We start from the raw sequence: 16,681 nt of genomic DNA, 5'->3' as shown, positions 1-16,681 counted from the left end.
CTTCGCCAGGCGGCTAAAGACCCTTCACGGCCTCACGCCTTACGAAGCCATCTGCGCGGTATGGGCCAAACAGCCAGAAAGGTTCCGGCTCAATCCCGTCCACTTGACCTCGGGACTGAACACCTAGAAGGCAAGGCATGACGCGGATATGCACTGATTACCAGACGCGCTTCGTCAGCCCAGTCCAAAGATAGAACCAGATCGTGGGGTGATACCACTGCTTCGACGGCAGGCGGGGATCGATCATCGCGAGCTTTCCGACCAGCGCATCCGTCGCCGCTTCAACGCAGACGTCGCGCGAAAACGCAGCCTGCCGCAGCGCGTAGCTGGCGATCGTGTCGCCCGGTTTCGGCTTGCCGCGCACCTGCCGCAGCACGCCGCCGGTGTCGACGCCGGCATCGACCAGATGCACGGTGGTGCCGAAATTCTCTCTGTCGCCCGAGGCCAGGGCCCAGTAGCCGCCATTCATGCCGCGATATTTCGGGGCGATGCCGGCGTGATAGTTGAGCACCGGGCACGGCATCTTCGCGAGCGTGCCCTTCGACAGCAGCCGGCAGCCGGCGAGCAGCACGACGCCGGGCTTGATGCTTGCAATCTCTTCGAGGCACTCCGGCCCGTCAGCGGACGGGACATGGATGATCGTCTGATTTGGGCGAGGTTCCGTCTCCAGCTTCTCCTCGGCAATCAGTCGCGCGGCATGGCCGGCAAGGAACCGTTTGCCGAGCCTGGTCAGCACCATCGTGCCGAGCTGGCCGATGGCCGAGACCCAACCCTGACGGCGGGCGCGGCCGAGCAGCAGGCGTTTCTTGGATTCAGGGGTTTCGAGGATGACGCTGACAGGGCCGACGCGATCGGCAAGCGCGTTGACGATGGCCCAGATATGCGGGCCGCCTTCGGTGACGACCACAATCGGTCGCGGACTCGATTCCGACGCTGCCATGGCATGCACCCGCTCTCAAAAATCGGTCCGCATGCTAGGGCCGGCGGGTTAATCCTTGGTGAGCCGGAGGCTGACGCATGATTCCTGGTCTCGAGAAGTCTGCGACTTTGCTGCGCTGATCTCCCGGGTCGGGATCATGCTCGGTCAGCGCTTGAACTCCATGATGTCGAGCTTCGATTCGTAATAGGGCGCGGGGAATTCGATTCGCCATTCGGTGGCGCTGCTGCGGAAGGCGTAGCCGACCTGGTCGCTTTCGGGGCCGCTGCCATAGGGCTTGGCCTTGTCCTCATTGACCGAGAACGAGCCGAGATAGATGGCACGCTTCTCGCCATCGTCGAAGAAGCGGCCCATGCTCCGCTGCGAGCCGCTGATCTTCTGCAGCCGCCAGCCGGAGCCGTCGTCGCTCACCTTGCATTTGAACCAGCCATAGATGATGAGCGGGCTCAAGCCGCCGGCCTTGATGGTGCGGCATTTCCAATTGCCGGTCAGGTCCTTGTCGGAGAAAGCGACCAGCGGCTTGGCGAGCAGCGCATCGAGTTGCTTGACCTCGGCCGGATCGCCGGCCTTCGCTTCGTCGAGGGCAGCCTTTCGCGTCTCGCCATATTTGTCCAGCCGCGCCTTGTCGGCGGCGGTGATCAGCTTCTGCACCTCGCCATCGGCATGAGCCGGCAGGGCGAGGCTGATGAGGCCAAAAGCGGCGAGCAGCAGGCGAGGGGTCATGGATGCGTTTCCCGGATCGGTGGCTGGAACAGCTGTTTTGTCTTCTGGCGCACAACTTACCGGTTCGCGGGCCGGTGTCATCCGTGCTTAACAGCGTGGGAGCGGAAATGGCGGTGTGATCGATGCGGATCTTGCTCACAGGATGGTCCGGCTGGCTGGGCAGCGCATTGGCGCCGAGGCTGAAGTCGCTCGGCCATGAAGTGGTGGGTCTTGACCCGGTGCCGTCCGAGCAGACACAGGTCGTCGGCTCGGTCGCCGACCGAGACCTCGTGCTGGGAACGATAGGTGAGAATCGCATCGAGGCCATCGTTCACAGCGGCGCGCTGCACAAGCCGAACATCGAGCACTGTGAAAATGCGGACTTCGTCGCGACGAACGTGCAAGGGACGCTCAACCTGCTCGATGCTGCGGTGGAGTCGGGTGTTTCGCGTTTCATCTTCACTTCGACGACATCGCTGATGATTTCGCAAGCGATCCGCGCCGGCTTCAAGGGCGGCGCGCGCAAGGCCGCCTGGCTGACGGAAGAGATGTCGCCGGAGCCGCGCAACATCTATGGCGTAACGAAGCTTTCCGCCGAGCATCTCTGCCGCCTCTATAACATCGAGCATGGCTTGCCGGTGGTGGTGCTGCGCACGGCCCGCTTCTTCCCCGAGGCCGACGACATGGCGCATGCGATCGAGCAATCGGATGCCAACACCAAGGCGAACGAGCTGCTGTTCCGGCGTTTGACGGTGGAGGATGCGGCCGCGGCCCATGTCGCGGCGTTGGAGAAGGCGCCAAGCCTCGGCTTCGACCTCTTCATCGTCTCGGCGCCCACACCATTCCGGCCACAGGATTGCGCCGAGCTGATCGCCGACGCGCCGGCCGTCGTCGCGCGCTATTTCCCGGATTACCCGAGCCTCTATGCGATGAAAGGCTGGACGATGTTTTCTTCGATCGACCGCGTCTACGACCCGTCACGGGCGAGGGAGAAGCTGGGCTTCGTCTGCAAGACGAGTTTTGCCGATGTGCTTGCGGCGCTGGAGAAAGAGGTCTGAAAGGCAGATGCCTTCAGACGGCGCCGGCTGCCGCTCGCGCCAGTTCGCCGGTCAGGTCGCCATAGCCGGTCGAGCGGCGCTCATAGGCGAGGCCGAGCAAAGCGGCGGCATGTTCCGCGACCTTGTCAAGCTCGGGATCATCGGTCTGGGCGAGGTAGACCAGCTTCTCGTAGTTGCCGAAATAGTCCTTGATCAGCTCGGGATGCCTGTCGAGGCCGAGCGGCTTGATGAAGAAGGCCTCGAACTGACGGCAGAGGAAGTCGGTCATGTAGAACGACATCATGTCGTCGTCGGCGACCCTCGCATAGGCATCCATGCCCTGGTAAAAAGCAAAGCAGTGCGGGCCGGCCATGCGCTCGACGCCATGTTTTTCGATCACGCGGTCGAGCATGCCGCCGGTGCCGCAGTCGGCATAGCCGACGAAGATATGCTGGTAGCCTTCCGCCTTGGCCTTCTCGATCGCCTTGTCCATCGCCGGCGCGATGCGGTCCGGATAGAAGTGGAACTCGGCCGGCAGACAGGTCAGCTCGAGATGGTCGAGCTTTAGCTGTTGCTTGACGGCCAAAACTTCGCGCGCAATCATCCCGCAGGCGATGACGAGCAGCCTGTCTGTTTGATTCGGTTCCTTTTTTCGCGTTTTAACCAAGTCGGGCCGGCTTTCGCTGCGGGGCTAATATCTGTCGAGGGAGACACTATCCATGAAACTGCTACGCATCGCGCCGGTGGCCATCCTTGCCTGTGCGCTTGCACTCACGGCCTGCGCCAACACCATCCGGGGCGTCGGCAAGGATGTCAAATCGACGGCAAGGGCGGTCAAAGACACTGTCAACTGATCTTCAGCCTAGTTCATCATCTGGGAACAAAAAAGCCGCGCTGCAAGGCGCGGCTTTTTCGGTCCATCCTGATGCTTGGGTCAGGCGGAAGCGCGAACGTTATGCTTGCGCTTCATGAAATCCTTGGCGGTCTCGACGGCCACCGCGGCGTCGCGGCAATAGGCGTCGGCGCCGACGGCCTTGCCGAACTCCTCGTTGAGCGGCGCGCCGCCGACCAGCACCACATAGTCGTCGCGGATGCCCTTTTCCTTCATCGTGTCGATGACGACCTTCATATAGGGCATGGTGGTGGTGAGCAGCGCCGACATGCCGATGATGTCGGGTTGGTGCTGCTCGATCGCTTCGAGATATTTCTCGACCGCATTGTTGATGCCGAGGTCGACGACGTCGAAGCCGGCGCCTTCCATCATCATGCCGACGAGGTTCTTGCCGATGTCGTGGATGTCGCCCTTGACGGTGCCGATCACCATCTTGCCCTGCTTCGGCGCGCCGGTGGCGGCCAGCAGCGGACGCAGGATGGCCATGCCGGCCTTCATGGCGTTAGCCGAGAGCAGCACTTCCGGCACGAACAGAATGCCGTCGCGGAAATCCTCGCCGACGATGCGCATACCTTCGACCAGCGCTTCGGTCAGCACCGTGTAGGGCTGCCAGCCGCGCTCAAGAAGGATGTTGGTGCCTTCCTCGATCTCTTCCTTCAGTCCGTCATAAAGGTCGTCGTGCATCTGCTGCACGAGCTCCTCGTCGGAAAGCTCGGAAAGGATGATCTCGTCGTCGGACATTTTTTCTCGGGCTCCTTGCTGCTCGGGATGACTGCGGCAGCCTAAAAATCGATGCGCCAATACCTAACCCGCGAGGGCAAGGTAGCCATAGCTGATTTGCGACTTCCCGCAAAAGGAAAGCGACTGAAAAGTTGGCGCTTTTCTTGTCGATTTTGCGACAGGCGTTGGCGCTGGCGAGCCGTTTCCAATAGGGTGCATGGCTACGATCCAGAAAGAAGCGGCGGCAAACCGGCCGCCAGCCAAATTCAGGCCAATTAATAGGAAGAACGATCATGAGCGATAACGCGGCAGTCGAACAGGAAGCGTCGGGTGGACGACGCGGACGCGGCGCCAGCGGCGGCGCGGCGGCGCGGCGAGCGGCCCGCTCGGGCGGCGGTCCAGGCACCCAGCTCACCTACATCAAGCGCAAGATCAACGTCTATGAGGTCCTCGACGAGGAAGGCCTGGCGCTGATCGAGAAGAACACCGATACAGTGCTGGAAGAGATCGGCATCATCTTCCGTGACGATGCCGAGGCGCTCGCGCTGTGGAAGGAGGCCGGCGCCGACGTGAAGGGCGAGCGCGTGCATTTCCCCAAGGGGCTCTGCCGCTCGCTGCTCAAGACTGCGCCTTCCGTCTACACCCAGCACGCGCGCAATCCGGAGCGTTCGGTGCAGATCGGCGGCAAGGCGACGGTGTTCGCGCCGGTCTATGGCCCGCCCTTCGTGCGCGACCTCGACGGCAACCGCCGCTACGCGACGATCGAGGATTTCCGGAATTTCGTGAAGCTCGCCTACATGGCGCCGTCGATCCATCACTCGGGCGGTACGGTGTGCGAGCCGGTGGACGTGCCGGTGAACAAGCGCCATCTCGATATGGTCTATTCGCATATCCGCTATTCGGACAAGCCGTTCATGGGTTCGGTGACCGCGCCCGAGCGAGCAGAAGACACGGTGGCGATGGCCAAGATTGTGTTTGGCGATGACTTCGTCGAGAACAACACGGTGCTGACCAGCCTGATCAACGCCAACTCACCGATGGTGTTCGACGAGACCATGCTCGGCGCGCTGAAGGTCTATTCGCGTCACAATCAGGCCTGCATCGTCACGCCCTTCATCCTGGCCGGTGCCATGAGCCCGGTGACGGTCGCCGGCACGCTGACGCAGGTGCTGGCAGAAGTGCTCGCAGGGGCCTCTTTCACGCAGTTGATCAGGCCCGGCGCGCCGGTGCTGTTTGGCACCTTCGCCTCGTCGATCTCGATGCAGTCGGGCGCGCCGACCTTCGGCACGCCGGAGCCGTCGCTGGTTTCCTATGGCGCCGCGCAGCTCGCCCGCCGGCTCGGCCTGCCGTTCCGCACCGGCGGCTCGCTCTGCGCGTCAAAAATCCCGGATGCGCAGGCGGCCTATGAGAGCGCCAACACGCTGAACTCGACGATCCTTGCCGGAACCAACTTCGTGCTGCATTCGGCAGGCTGGCTCGAGGGCGGCCTCGCATCCTGCTACGAAAAGTTCATGATGGACATCGACCAGCTCGGCATGCAGCAGAAGTTTTCGGAAGGTGTCGACCTGTCGGAAAACGGCCAGGCGATGGATGCCATCCGCCAGGTCGGGCCGGGCAGCCACTACCTCGGCTGCGACCACACCCAGGCCAATTTCCAGACGGCCTTCTATCGCTCCAACATCGCCGACAACAATTCCTATGAGCAGTGGCTGGCCGAAGGCGAGAAGACAGCACCGCAGCGCGCCAACGAGCTCGCCCGCCGCTGGCTGGAAAGCTACGAGGCGCCGCATCTCGATCAGGCGATCGACGAGGCGCTGAAGGACTTCATCGCCAAGAAGAAGGGCTCGATGGCCGACGCCTTCACGTGAAAGGAGCCCGAGTCAGGCCGGGCTAAAGTCGCCAACATCATCCATAAGGAAGTCTGGCGGAGCGCGTTCTCCGACCCGGACCAGAAGGAATGATTTTTTCGCGCGGCACGATTGGGGATATCGCGGCCGCGCTGGCAGATTGCGGACTGATCCTGCGCGGCGGCTTCGCCTTTGCCGACGATGAAGCCGCGCCGGCCGGAGTTTCCGGCAACCCCGCCAAGTCCGTCCTGCTGGTCGGGCAGGCGGGCGCGGCGCCCTGGCCGCATTTCCAGCGCTGGCTCGAGGGGCAACCGCAGCCTATCGCCAATCCACTCGACACATGGTCACGCGTGGCGATCGGCGCCGTGGCCGAAGAATTCGGCGCACGCGCGGTGTCCCCCTCGGACCGGCCCTATCTGCCGTTCCAGCAATGGGCGATGCGGGCGGAGCGGCTGAAGCCGTCGCCGCTCGGCATCCTGATGCATCCCGAATATGGGCTCTGGCATGCTTATCGGGGAGCGCTGCTGTTGGAACAGGAGATCGTCCTTCCTGAACCTCGGGAAGCGATCCATCTGTGCGACACATGCACCGACAAGCCTTGCTTGAGATCCTGTCCGGTCGAGGCCTATTCCGTGCAAGGCTTTGCCCACCAGACCTGCCTTGGCCATGTGAGGGGATATCGAGGCGAGCCCTGCCGGACCGGCGGTTGTCTCGACCGCAACGCCTGTCCCTACGGCACATCATTTCGTTATCCGCCGGAGGTGCAGGTCTTTCACATGGCGGCCTTTGCTCGGCTGTAGGATCAGGGCCAACTGCACGAAATCTTGAACGGCGGGCTCCGGGATTGTCTTGCCGGGCCGCTCCAGCCGGATATCTATCCCGCGACAGCCGACGGAGAGCATCATGACCCGGAAAGACATCGAGATCGAAACCGGGGACGGCAAGGTGAAAGCGAGGCTTTTCCGACCGGCTGCCGAGGCCAGAGCCGGCGTTGTCCTCTACATGGATATTTTCGGTCCGCGCCCAGCTCTCGACGAGATGGCCGAGCGCCTGGTGGGGCATGGCTATGGCGTGCTGGTGCCCGACTTGTTCTACCGCAGTGCGCCCTACGGACCGTTCGATCCCAAGACCGCTTTTGGCGAGGAAAGGACGAAGGCTGAAATGACGGCGTTGAGAAGTGCGACGACGCAGGACATGACGATCAGTGACGGCGCGGCCTTCCTCGATGCCCTGGCGGCGGAAGGTTTTGCCGGACCTGTCGGCGTCGTTGGCTATTGCATGGGCGGCGCGCGGGCGTTGAGCGCTGCGGCGGCTTATCCCGGCCGCATCGCCGCCGCAGCCAGCTTCCATGGCGGCAATCTGGCAAGCGACGCGCCCGACAGTCCACACCTGAAAGCGGCGTCGATCAAGGCGCGCGTCTATGTCGGCGTCGCAGGCGTCGACGGCAGTTTTCCGCCGGCGCAGTCGGCGCGGCTGGCCGAGGCCTTGCGTGTGGCGGAGGTCGACCACGTGATCGAGAACTACGTCGGCATGGCGCATGGCTGGTGTGTGCCGGACCATGGCGTCTTCGACGAAGCTGGCGCCGAGCGGCACTGGAAGCGGCTGACCACGTTCTTTGGTGAGACACTCGGATAGGTTTCGCTTGCAGACTGCGAGGAGGGCGTGCTTGGCGCGAACCTTCAAATGTTCGCGCTATCCCTCATCCGTTCTCCGGACACCTTCTCCCTGTGAATGGCGAGAAGGAAGTTATGCCTTTGCAAAAAAATCTTTCCATCGCCCCAAGGATTAGCCATTAGCCTTCGTCCAACAGGCAAATGACGGCGATGATGCTGGACGACAGCGAAGCCTCCGATGCCGAATTGATCGGGCGGGCGAGGGGCGGAGACAGGGGGGCTTTCGGCAAACTGGTCGAAAGGCACTATGGCTTCGTCTATCGCGCCGCCTATCGCTGGTGCGGCCGCAAGGCGGACGCCGAGGACATTGCCCAGGACGTCTGCGTGCGGCTCGGCCGCGCGATCCGCGACTACCAGGGCAATGGCGCCTTCACGACATGGCTCTACGCCATGACGCTGAACGCGGCGCGCGACATGATGCGCAAGCAGGCCCGCGACACAGCCAAGACGGAAGCCTTTGGCACCTACACGCTGATTGCGGGGGAGGGCTCGGCGGAGGGCCAGGATCCGGCCGAGGCGCTATGGGCGGCGGTGCGCATGCTGCCGGACAAGCAGCGCGACGCGGTGCTGCTGGTCTATGGCGAAGGGCTGAGCCATGCCGCGGCGGCGGATGTGATGGCGATTTCGGAGACGACGGTTTCCTGGCACATCCATGAAGCGAAGAAACGGCTGAAGGCGCTCATGCGTTCAGCCGGGGAAGTGTGACCATGGTCGACGACAACGAACTCGAAAGGCTGCGCGATATCGCAGTGCCGGCGCCCGACGGCGAGGCGAAAGCCCGCGCATTCGCTGCCGCGATGACCGCCTTCGACGGCCAGGAAAAAATTTCGACCGCCCCCCAAGGAACGGCAGCAGGCCTTCGTCTCACGGAGCGAGCAAGAAAGCTCTGGAGAGAAATCATGCAACGGAAACTCATCGCCACGCCGGCGATCACCGCGCTGGTCGCGCTGCCTATCGCCGGATATGCCGCTTTCGAGATGTTGAAGGAGCAGCCGCCCGTCATCGGCGGCACCGGAACGATCACCGAGACGGTGGCCGACAAGCCGGTAGCGCAGAAGCCTGCGCCGGAACAACCAGCGGTCAACGAGCCGCTGGCCACCGCCCCCGCCAAGGAGAAGAAAGCCGACGCCGAAAGTGAGAGGCGTGTCGAAGATGAGGCGCGGATCGCGCCGGCATCGCCGCCGAAACCGGCGACCGAGGTCGACAGCCTGGTCAAGCAGGAGATGGCACCTGAGGCAATGCCTGTTCCACCACCGGCGCCGGCGGAGAGTGGCCAACTCGCGGCTGGCGGACGCGCGAACGGTCAGGCCCCGGCAGCCGCCATGCGGTCTGCCCAGATGCCGGCAGGCGCGGTCGCCGATTCCAAGCTGATGGCGCAGCCCGCGCCCATGCCTGCTGACCAGTTGCAGCCGCAGGAGGAAAACCGCGACCGCATCGAGACCTTCAAGACCAATCCGGTGCACGAAACCGCCCAGGATCCGGTCTCGACATTCTCGATCGATGTCGACACGGCTTCCTATTCCTTCGTGCGGCGATCGCTGAAGGAAGGCACTCTGCCGGATCCCGATACGGTCCGCGTCGAGGAGATGATCAACTACTTCCCTTATGACTGGAAGGGTCCGGATTCAGCTGCGACGCCGTTCAATTCGACCGTCACGGTCATGCCGACACCCTGGAACGAGCGCACCAAGCTGATGCATGTCGCCATCAAGGGCTTCGACGTGAAGCCGGCCGAGCAACCGAAGGCCAATCTGGTGTTCCTGATCGACGTGTCGGGCTCGATGGACGAGCCGGACAAGCTGCCGCTCTTGAAGTCCGCCTTCCGGCTACTGGTCGGCAAGCTCAAGCCCGACGATACCGTCTCCATCGTCACCTATGCCGGCAATGCCGGCACGGTGCTGATGCCGACGAAGGCGGCGGAGAAGGAAAAGATACTGTCCGCCATCGACAACCTTGAGCCGGGCGGATCGACGGCCGGCGAGGCCGGCATCAAGGAGGCCTACAAGCTTGCCCAGCAGTCCTTTGTCAAGGATGGTGTCAACCGGGTGATGCTTGCCACCGACGGCGATTTCAATGTCGGCCAGACCGATGACGACGACCTCAAGCAGCTGATCGAGAAGGAGCGCAAGACAGGCGTGTTCCTCTCAGTGTTCGGTTTCGGTCGCGGCAATCTGAACGACCAGATGATGCAGACCATCGCCCAGAACGGCAACGGCACGGCGGCCTATATCGACACGCTGGCCGAGGCCGAGAAGGTGCTGGTCGAGGACGCATCCTCGACGCAGTTCACCATCGCCAAAGACGTCAAGATCCAGGTCGAGTTCAATCCAGCCGCGGTCTCGGAATATCGTCTTGTCGGCTACGAGACCCGCGCCTTGAAGCGCGAGGATTTCAACAACGACCGCGTCGACGCCGGCGACATCGGCTCCGGCCATTCGGTGACGGCGATCTACGAGATCACGCCCAAGGGCAGCGGCGCCGAGCAGGTCGATCCGCTGCGCTACGGCCAGGCGAAGGTCGACAATGGCGGCGTTGCCAATGCGGACGAATATGCCTTCGTCAAGATCCGCTACAAGCTGCCCAACGAGAACGTGTCGAAGCTGATCACCACGCCGGTGACCGCGGCCACCGAGGTGTCGGCCTTCGATGAGGCAGGAAGCGACCAGCGCTTCTCGGTCGCCGTCGCCGCCTTCGGGCAGAAGCTGCGCGACGAGGATCAGACGGCGAATTTCGGCTATGACCGGATCCTGGAGATCGCCAAGGCCGCCCGCGGCGCCGATCCGTTCGGCTACAGGGCCGAATTCCTGTCGCTGGTGCGCCTGGCCTCATCGCTGGGCGGCACCAAATAGAATAGCCCGGATTGAACAAAGGGCCGGCATGAAAATCGCCGGCCTTTTGCCGATCGTTAAATTGCGCGGCTTTTCCGGAACCTCATCGCAATGCCCTTCTGTTAGTCAACGCTGATAGAAGGTCTGAGGGGCTGGAATTGCATATCACCGGGAATGTGGCGTCAACGTCGGGCAATCTTCAGGCGCGAGCGCCATCCGCTTCGTCGACTGAATCCGCGCGTATCAGGAATGATGTCGACGCAGCCCGCAACACGGCGCTGTCGGCGCTGAACAATGACCGCTTCCGCGTGATGCTGGAGCAGATCAGCGACCCGCACGCGTCGGGCGCGTTGATGGCGATGGGGGCCGACGGCAACAACAGTGCCGCTACCGACCTCGATACGGCGCTGTCGCGCTATGCCGAAAACAGCGAATAAGGCAAACCAGGCTTAGATCAGGATTGCGATCCTGATCTAACTCTTTGTAGGAGCAAAATCTTATCCGAAGGTTCGGGATCGTGCTCTAGGCGCGGCTGCGCCGGCGTTCGCGGCGGCCTTCGCCGGCCTCTGCCGAACCCGCTGAGGCGATCTTGTTGCGCATCGGACCGATGCGCTCGACGATCGTCTCGACGGTGGGCCGCTCCGACTTGGTGTGCGCGTCGAGCGCCTTGCGCATCGCGGCGAGGTGGGCGAACGAGGTGCCGCAGCAGCCGCCGACGATTTTCGCGCCGGCATCGACCGCCAGCCTGACATAGTCGGCCATCAGCTCGGGCGTGCCGGAATAGTGGATCTCGCTGCCACGGAATTCCGGGATGCCGCAATTGCCCTTGACGATTACCGTGGCCTCCGGCTTCGCGTCCGTCATGTCGAGCAGCGAGGCCAGGATATCGGCGGCACCGACGCCGCAATTGGCGCCGACGCCGAGCGGCGCCTGCGACAGCCCGTCGGCGACGCCGTGGATGTCCTTCGGCAACAATCCCATCATGGTGCGGCCGGCGGTGTCGAAGGAGCCGGTATAGGTGTAGGGCAAGCCGACGCGGATCGCGGCTTCGGCCGCAGCGCGGATCTCGTCCGGCGCCGACATGGTCTCGATCCAGGCGACTTCGGCGCCGCCGGCCTTGAGGCCCTCGATCTGCTCGGCGAAAGCATCGACCGCGTCCTCGTAGGTCATGGCGCCGAGCGGCACCAGCAACTCGCCGGTCGGGCCGACTGAGCCGGCGACGATCACCTTGCGGCCGGCCTTGTCGGCGACGGAGCGCGCGATCTCGGCGGCGCGCTTGTTGAGCTCGTAGACGCGGTCCTGCGCATGATGCAGCTTCAGCCGGTGCCGGGAGCCGCCGAAGGAATTGGTCAGGATGATGTCGGCGCCGGCATCGACGAAATTCTGATGCAGGCTGGCGATGGTGGCAGGCGCTGTCTCGTTGAGGAGCTCGGGCGCTTCGCCGGCTTCGAGGCCCATCGCGAATAGGTTGGTGCCGGTGGCCCCGTCAGCCAAAAGCACGCCCTTTTCAGCCAGCAGTGTGTCGATAGGGTTGGTCGCGGTCATGGCTTTGGCTTTCGTATCCTAGGTTGAGATAACGATATAAAGAAGTCTTTATGTCCAGTCAATGAATTTGCGATCGCGACAGCGTCCTTGCGGGTCACCTACACGGCCCCGGAACGATCTCGGCCGGACCAGAGGCCGCATGGTGGCGGCGTTCAGACAGAGCCCGAAGAAAACGACATTCCGGCCAGCTTCTGCGTGAAGCTCGCTGCCTCATGCGCGTTGACGTCGGCGGCGCGGATCAGATTGTCGAAATGGCTGGTCAAGGTGCGGACCGGCTGGGTGGCGTTCAACACCAGATACATGTCGCCGACATAGATCGCGGCGCGATAAGGCCCGAAGATCGTGTAGGGGATCGAATAGCGCATGCGGCCGTCATAAAGGAACAGCCGGAAGGTCGGATAAAGGTCGTCAAGGAGCGCTGCCATGTGCAGCAATTGCTTGCGGCGCTCAGCTTCCGGAAAACGATCCCAGACGCCGAGACCGCGCGCGAAGATCTCCAGCGTGTGGCGCGGCATGCAGACCTCCATGTCGGTCTCCGGCCGCCTGGTGTAGTCGATGCGGTATTGCGTTTCGCCGGCCTGCGCCTCGCGGCTCTTGTTGGCGATGCCGGCCTCGTATTCGACCAGCGCCTCGGTGCGCAAAAGGTCGGGAATACCGGCAGGCACATAGCGGATCTTCGTGCCGGCCGCCTCGGCGTGCCATTTGGCGAGCAGCGTGCGGTCGAAGCCGTCGGGCGCCTCCTCGATCTCCAGGCTCTCGCGGATCTCGCCGGTGACGCCCTCGTCCTGGCTCAAGCCCAGCAGCCAGTCGAGCGACACCTTGAACTCGGCGGCGATGTTGAGAAGCGTCTCGGCACGGGGCAGGCGGGTCGAGGCGCCGGACAGCAGTTGCGACAGCGCCGAACGGTCGATGCCGACCGCTGTGGCGAAGGCCGACTGGTTCAAGTCGGAGCGTGTCAAGAGCAATTTCAGACGCTCCCGGAAAACTGTCGACAGATCACGCTTGTCCATCACGCCACTCCTGTTCTCGGGAGGAAAAATTTGCGCCGAAGCCGTGCGAATCGCAGCTCAGGCGTAAATGAATCCACAATTCTGTTTACAATGTATAACACTTGCCGATAAAAATGCGCACTCGCAACAGTTTGTGCGCATTGTCGCGTTGCGGCAACGGCAGGCTGCTGACACAATGCTGTCAGGAATCAAACTGGTTCCGGCGACTGGAGGGCAGTGGTCGATAGCATGACTGGCATGAACAAGAGACGTAGCAGCGCACCGGCCGTGGAATGGCCGACAGTCTTCCTCGCACTTTTCTGCTATGGCGCATGGCTCGCCGCTGGCTTCCTGCTCTGGCCTTCCTATCCGCTGTTGGCGCTTGCGGCTTTGGCCTTGATACTGGCCCTGCAATCGTCGCTGATGCACGAAGTCCTGCACGGGCACCCGACGCGCAATGCGCGGATCAATGAAGCCTTCGTCTTCCTGCCGATCGGCATGGTCTGGCCGTTCCGTCGCTTCAAGACGATCCATCTTCGCCATCATGCCGACGAGCGGCTGACCGATCCGCTCGACGATCCGGAAAGCTATTATCAGGCGCTCTGGATGCACGAGGAAATGCCGCCGACGATGAGGCTCCTGCTCAAGCTCAACAACACCATGGTCGGCCGTTTGATCCTCGGCCCGTGGCTGTCGTCGATCGGCTTCTTCATCGACGATGCCAGGCAGATCGCCGCTGGCGACAAAGCGATCCGCAATGCCTGGCTGCTGCACGCGCTGGGGATTGCCGTAGCGGTGTCGATCGTGACGTTGGGTTTCGGCATCCCGCTTTGGCTCTACGTACTGGTGCCGGTGTGGGTCGGCCAATCGCTGATTTCCATCCGCACCTATGCCGAGCATCAATGGTCGGAACACCCGGAGGGCCGCACGATCATCGTCGAGCGATCGCCGCTGTCGTTCCTGTTCCTCAACAACAACCTGCATTTCGTGCACCACAAGAGCCCGACGGTCGCCTGGTACAAGCTGCCGAAGATGTTTCGCGATCGCCGCGAAGAATGGCTGCGGATGAACAACGGCTATGTCTATCCGAATTATCTTGCGCTGATCAAATCTTTTGCCTTCAAGGCCAAGGAGCCGGTGGTGCATCCGGTGCTGCGCCGCGCGCCGGAACCCGGCCGTGCTTTCAAGCCGCGCGTCAGGGCGCGCAATGTGAATGGACTTGGAACCGCTCCAGTGCCGGCTGAGCCGCCCAAGGAGTGATTTCGACCCAGCTGCCACGGCGGCTTTCCTCAGGGTGAGGCGGTTGGCGCGCTCGGCCTTGTCAGTTCTCCTAAATAGCGGTCAGATCCAGGCATGAGCGAATTCGTTGCGGCCTTGCCGATGTATGACTGGCCCGAGGCGAGGGCCGCGGTCGATGTGCAATGGGCGCGGCTGCGCGAGGCCATCAGGCAGAGGGGCATCGACGCTCCGGCCGCGCTCGCCCGCGTCAATGGCGATCTGCCGCCGGTGCCGGGCGGCATCCGCGACAATGCCGGCAAGGTGATCGCGCCTGATCCGGCGACGCTGCCGCCGGGCGAACTTGATTTCCACGCTGTTTGGCTGCACCCGGCGCTGCTTTTCGGCCAGACCTGCTGGGGGCCGATGGAGCTCGGCCTGGCCGAACATGTGCAGGTGATTGCCCAGCCTAACTACGACGAAGTCGAGGGCGGGCAGGGTGAACTCTATTCCAGCGCCATCATAATGCGGTCTGACGGCGGGCCGTCCGTGGCGTCACCGGCCGACGGCAGGCCCTCGATCCCGTTCGATCTCATCCGCGGCAGGCGCTTTGCCTTCAACAATCCGGACTCGATGTCCGGGCTGCTCGGGCTGACGCGCGACCTGGAGACAATGGGCGAAAGTCTCGACATCTTTACCTCGCGCAGCGAAAGCGGTGGCCACAGGTCATCGATCGTCGCCGTCGCCGAGGGCAAGGCCGATGTCGCCGCCATCGACTGCCAGAGCTGGGCACTGGCGCAGCGTTTCGAGCCGGCGGCACGGCAGGTGAGGGTGGTCGGCTGGACGGCCAGACGGAAGGGCTTGCCTTTCATCACGGGCCTGTCCATGCCGCAACAGACCGTGGCGGTTCTGCGGGAAGCTGTCGCCAGTCTCGGATAGGTTCAGCCCAGCAATCGCTCGTCCAGCGGGTAGCTCGATAGTTGCTGGTTGCCGGTTTCGGTGATCAGGATCTGTTCCTCGATCTTGACGCCCTCGCGCCCGCCCAGTCTGCCTATATAGCTTTCCACGCACAGCACCATTCCGGGTTCGAGCACGCCGTCCGGCGTGTCATCCGTCCAGTCGCTGGCATGCGGCAGGGTCGGATATTCGTCCGCCAGCCCGACGCCGTGGTAGAGCACGCCGTAGCGCGCCGGGAAACAGTCTCCAGGCGGCACCGCAGAGCGCTCGACGAGATCGCGAAAGGAGATGCCCGGCCGCATCAGGCCGGTATTGTGGGCGATCTGGTCGGCGGCGATGCGGAACAGGTCGCGCTGCTCGTTCGACGGCCTCCCGTCACCGCAGAGCCACGTGCGCGAGAGATCGGCGCAGAAACCGTAAGGGCCGATGAGGTCGGTATCGAAGGCGACGAGCTCGCCGTCCTCAATGATGCGCGACGAACATTCCTGGAACCAGGGATTGGTGCGCGGACCGGACGACAGAAGCCTGGTCTCGATCCATTCGCCGCCGCGGGCGATGTTGCCGCGATGCAGTTCCGCCCACAGCTCGTTCTCGGAGATGCCGGGTTTCAGCGCTGCTTCCATCTCGCCCATCGCCGCCTCGCAGGCGACGATGGCGCGGCGCATGGCAAGGATCTCGTCGGGTGATTTGATCAGGCGCGCGTTCTCCATCACCGCTTCGCCATTGCCGACAGTGATGCCGTGGCGGGCAAGCTCCTCCACGCCCTCCGGATTGATGTGGTCGATGGCGATGCGACGATTGCCGCCGCCATGCTCGGCAACGAGGTCGACGATGCCGGCCGCCCAGCGGCGGACCTTCTTGTCGGTCAGCTCGCCGCTGTAGAGATACATCCATGACACCGCCGGCCGCACTTCGTCGACGACGCCGGCATGGTCCGACAGATGCTCGCAGGAAAAGTAATCGAACAGCACCACGGGACCTTCCGTCGCCACGAAACAGTGGCGGGTCGGGTTATGTGCGACCCAGGGTTGCATATTGGTCGAATCCGTTGCGTAGCGGATGTTGACCGGATCGTAGAGCAGGGCGCCGGCATAGTCGCGGCGCTTGAGCTCGGCGCGGATGCGCTCGAGCCGGTATGTCCGCATGGCCGGCAGGTCGGGAGCGGCGACGCCTGCCGCCGCCCATTCGGCTTCGGCCTGCTGGCCGTAGCCCAGCAAGTGCTGATTGAGCGCGGCCGCCTTTTCGCGGGAAGCCTCGCGCAGCGCTTCGACCGAGCCCGGTACGAACGGCATGATCTTGCGGTGACGGCCGAAGCGTTGTCTGTCCATGTGGTTCCCTC

At 63.2% G+C, this 16,681-nt stretch carries 17 protein-coding genes and 1 pseudogene; 11 read left to right on the top strand and 7 right to left on the bottom strand.

The window, feature by feature from the left end; translation table 11 throughout:
* Window positions 1-127, top strand: a pseudogene (locus EN853_RS12105) (IS481 family transposase); the annotation flags it as partial.
* Between the two features lie 30 nt (window positions 128-157).
* On the opposite strand, the gene EN853_RS12100 reads toward EN853_RS12105, so the two are convergent.
* Both EN853_RS12100 and EN853_RS12095 read right to left on the bottom strand, forming a co-directional pair.
* Window positions 158-940, bottom strand: a complete 783-nt coding sequence (locus EN853_RS12100) for a formyl transferase (RefSeq protein ID WP_127859801.1) — start codon at window positions 938-940, stop codon at window positions 158-160.
* A gap of 144 nt (window positions 941-1,084) precedes the next feature.
* The gene (locus EN853_RS12095) at window positions 1,085-1,660 is read right to left on the bottom strand and encodes a DUF4893 domain-containing protein (protein ID WP_127859802.1); all 576 of its coding nucleotides are present in this window, start codon (window positions 1,658-1,660) and stop codon (window positions 1,085-1,087) included.
* A 122-nt stretch (window positions 1,661-1,782) separates the two neighbouring features.
* Here EN853_RS12095 and EN853_RS12090 point away from each other — a divergent pair, with 122 nt between their 5' ends.
* On the top strand, window positions 1,783-2,697 hold the full coding sequence (locus tag EN853_RS12090; protein ID WP_127859803.1) for an NAD(P)-dependent oxidoreductase: 915 nt from the start codon (window positions 1,783-1,785) through the stop codon (window positions 2,695-2,697).
* Between the two features lie 13 nt (window positions 2,698-2,710).
* On the opposite strand, the gene EN853_RS12085 is transcribed toward EN853_RS12090, so the two are convergent.
* Complete coding sequence (locus tag EN853_RS12085) at window positions 2,711-3,343, bottom strand: DUF1638 domain-containing protein (protein WP_127859804.1); 633 nt, start codon at window positions 3,341-3,343, stop codon at window positions 2,711-2,713.
* A 52-nt stretch (window positions 3,344-3,395) separates the two neighbouring features.
* Between EN853_RS12085 and EN853_RS12080 the strand changes: the two genes are divergently transcribed.
* Entirely contained in the window at window positions 3,396-3,530 is a 135-nt protein-coding gene (locus EN853_RS12080) for an entericidin A/B family lipoprotein (protein ID WP_127859805.1), read from the top strand.
* An 80-nt stretch (window positions 3,531-3,610) separates the two neighbouring features.
* Here the strand turns inward: EN853_RS12080 and EN853_RS12075 are convergent, their stop codons facing one another.
* Complete coding sequence (locus tag EN853_RS12075; RefSeq protein WP_127859806.1) at window positions 3,611-4,309, bottom strand: B12-binding domain-containing protein; 699 nt, start codon at window positions 4,307-4,309, stop codon at window positions 3,611-3,613.
* 272 nt (window positions 4,310-4,581) lie between these two features.
* Between EN853_RS12075 and EN853_RS12070 the strand changes: the two genes are divergently transcribed.
* From EN853_RS12070 to EN853_RS12045, 6 genes are all read left to right on the top strand, one after another.
* On the top strand, window positions 4,582-6,156 hold the full coding sequence (locus EN853_RS12070) for a trimethylamine methyltransferase family protein (protein WP_127859807.1): 1,575 nt from the start codon (window positions 4,582-4,584) through the stop codon (window positions 6,154-6,156).
* 89 nt (window positions 6,157-6,245) lie between these two features.
* Window positions 6,246-6,935 carry a hypothetical protein gene (locus tag EN853_RS12065; RefSeq protein WP_127859808.1) on the top strand — a complete coding sequence of 230 codons (690 nt, stop codon included), beginning with the start codon at window positions 6,246-6,248 and terminating at the stop codon, window positions 6,933-6,935.
* 103 nt (window positions 6,936-7,038) lie between these two features.
* Complete coding sequence (locus tag EN853_RS12060) at window positions 7,039-7,770, top strand: dienelactone hydrolase family protein (RefSeq protein WP_127859809.1); 732 nt, start codon at window positions 7,039-7,041, stop codon at window positions 7,768-7,770.
* 179 nt (window positions 7,771-7,949) lie between these two features.
* A complete protein-coding gene (locus EN853_RS12055; protein WP_127859810.1) occupies window positions 7,950-8,513 on the top strand; it encodes an RNA polymerase sigma factor in 564 nt (187 codons plus the stop codon).
* Window positions 8,514-8,515: 2 nt separating this feature from the next.
* On the top strand, window positions 8,516-10,657 hold the full coding sequence (locus tag EN853_RS12050; RefSeq protein ID WP_127859811.1) for a VWA domain-containing protein: 2,142 nt from the start codon (window positions 8,516-8,518) through the stop codon (window positions 10,655-10,657).
* A 137-nt stretch (window positions 10,658-10,794) separates the two neighbouring features.
* Window positions 10,795-11,073 carry a hypothetical protein gene (locus tag EN853_RS12045; RefSeq protein ID WP_127859812.1) on the top strand — a complete coding sequence of 93 codons (279 nt, stop codon included), beginning with the start codon at window positions 10,795-10,797 and terminating at the stop codon, window positions 11,071-11,073.
* A gap of 85 nt (window positions 11,074-11,158) precedes the next feature.
* On the opposite strand, the gene bmt is transcribed toward EN853_RS12045, so the two are convergent.
* Window positions 11,159-12,181 (bottom strand): betaine--homocysteine S-methyltransferase, encoded by a 1,023-nt coding sequence (gene bmt, locus EN853_RS12040; RefSeq protein ID WP_127859813.1) that lies wholly within the window; start codon window positions 12,179-12,181, stop codon window positions 11,159-11,161.
* A 152-nt stretch (window positions 12,182-12,333) separates the two neighbouring features.
* Window positions 12,334-13,191: a helix-turn-helix transcriptional regulator gene (locus tag EN853_RS12035; protein WP_127859814.1), complete on the bottom strand. Its 858-nt coding sequence runs from the start codon at window positions 13,189-13,191 to the stop codon at window positions 12,334-12,336.
* Window positions 13,192-13,419: 228 nt separating this feature from the next.
* Between EN853_RS12035 and EN853_RS12030 the strand changes: the two genes are divergently transcribed.
* Both EN853_RS12030 and EN853_RS12025 read left to right on the top strand, forming a co-directional pair.
* Window positions 13,420-14,430 (top strand): fatty acid desaturase, encoded by a 1,011-nt coding sequence (locus tag EN853_RS12030; RefSeq protein WP_127859815.1) that lies wholly within the window; start codon window positions 13,420-13,422, stop codon window positions 14,428-14,430.
* 93 nt (window positions 14,431-14,523) lie between these two features.
* Window positions 14,524-15,324, top strand: a complete 801-nt coding sequence (locus EN853_RS12025; protein ID WP_127859816.1) for a PhnD/SsuA/transferrin family substrate-binding protein — start codon at window positions 14,524-14,526, stop codon at window positions 15,322-15,324.
* 2 nt (window positions 15,325-15,326) lie between these two features.
* Here the strand turns inward: EN853_RS12025 and EN853_RS12020 are convergent, their stop codons facing one another.
* Complete coding sequence (locus tag EN853_RS12020; protein ID WP_127859817.1) at window positions 15,327-16,670, bottom strand: Xaa-Pro peptidase family protein; 1,344 nt, start codon at window positions 16,668-16,670, stop codon at window positions 15,327-15,329.
* Between the last annotated feature and the right edge of the window lie 11 nt (window positions 16,671-16,681).

The organism is Mesorhizobium sp. M1C.F.Ca.ET.210.01.1.1, assembly GCF_004791585.1.
GTDB lineage: Bacteria > Pseudomonadota > Alphaproteobacteria > Rhizobiales > Rhizobiaceae > Mesorhizobium.
Note: the sequence above shows the minus strand (reverse complement) of the source record. Positions and strands in the feature narration are given on the sequence as shown.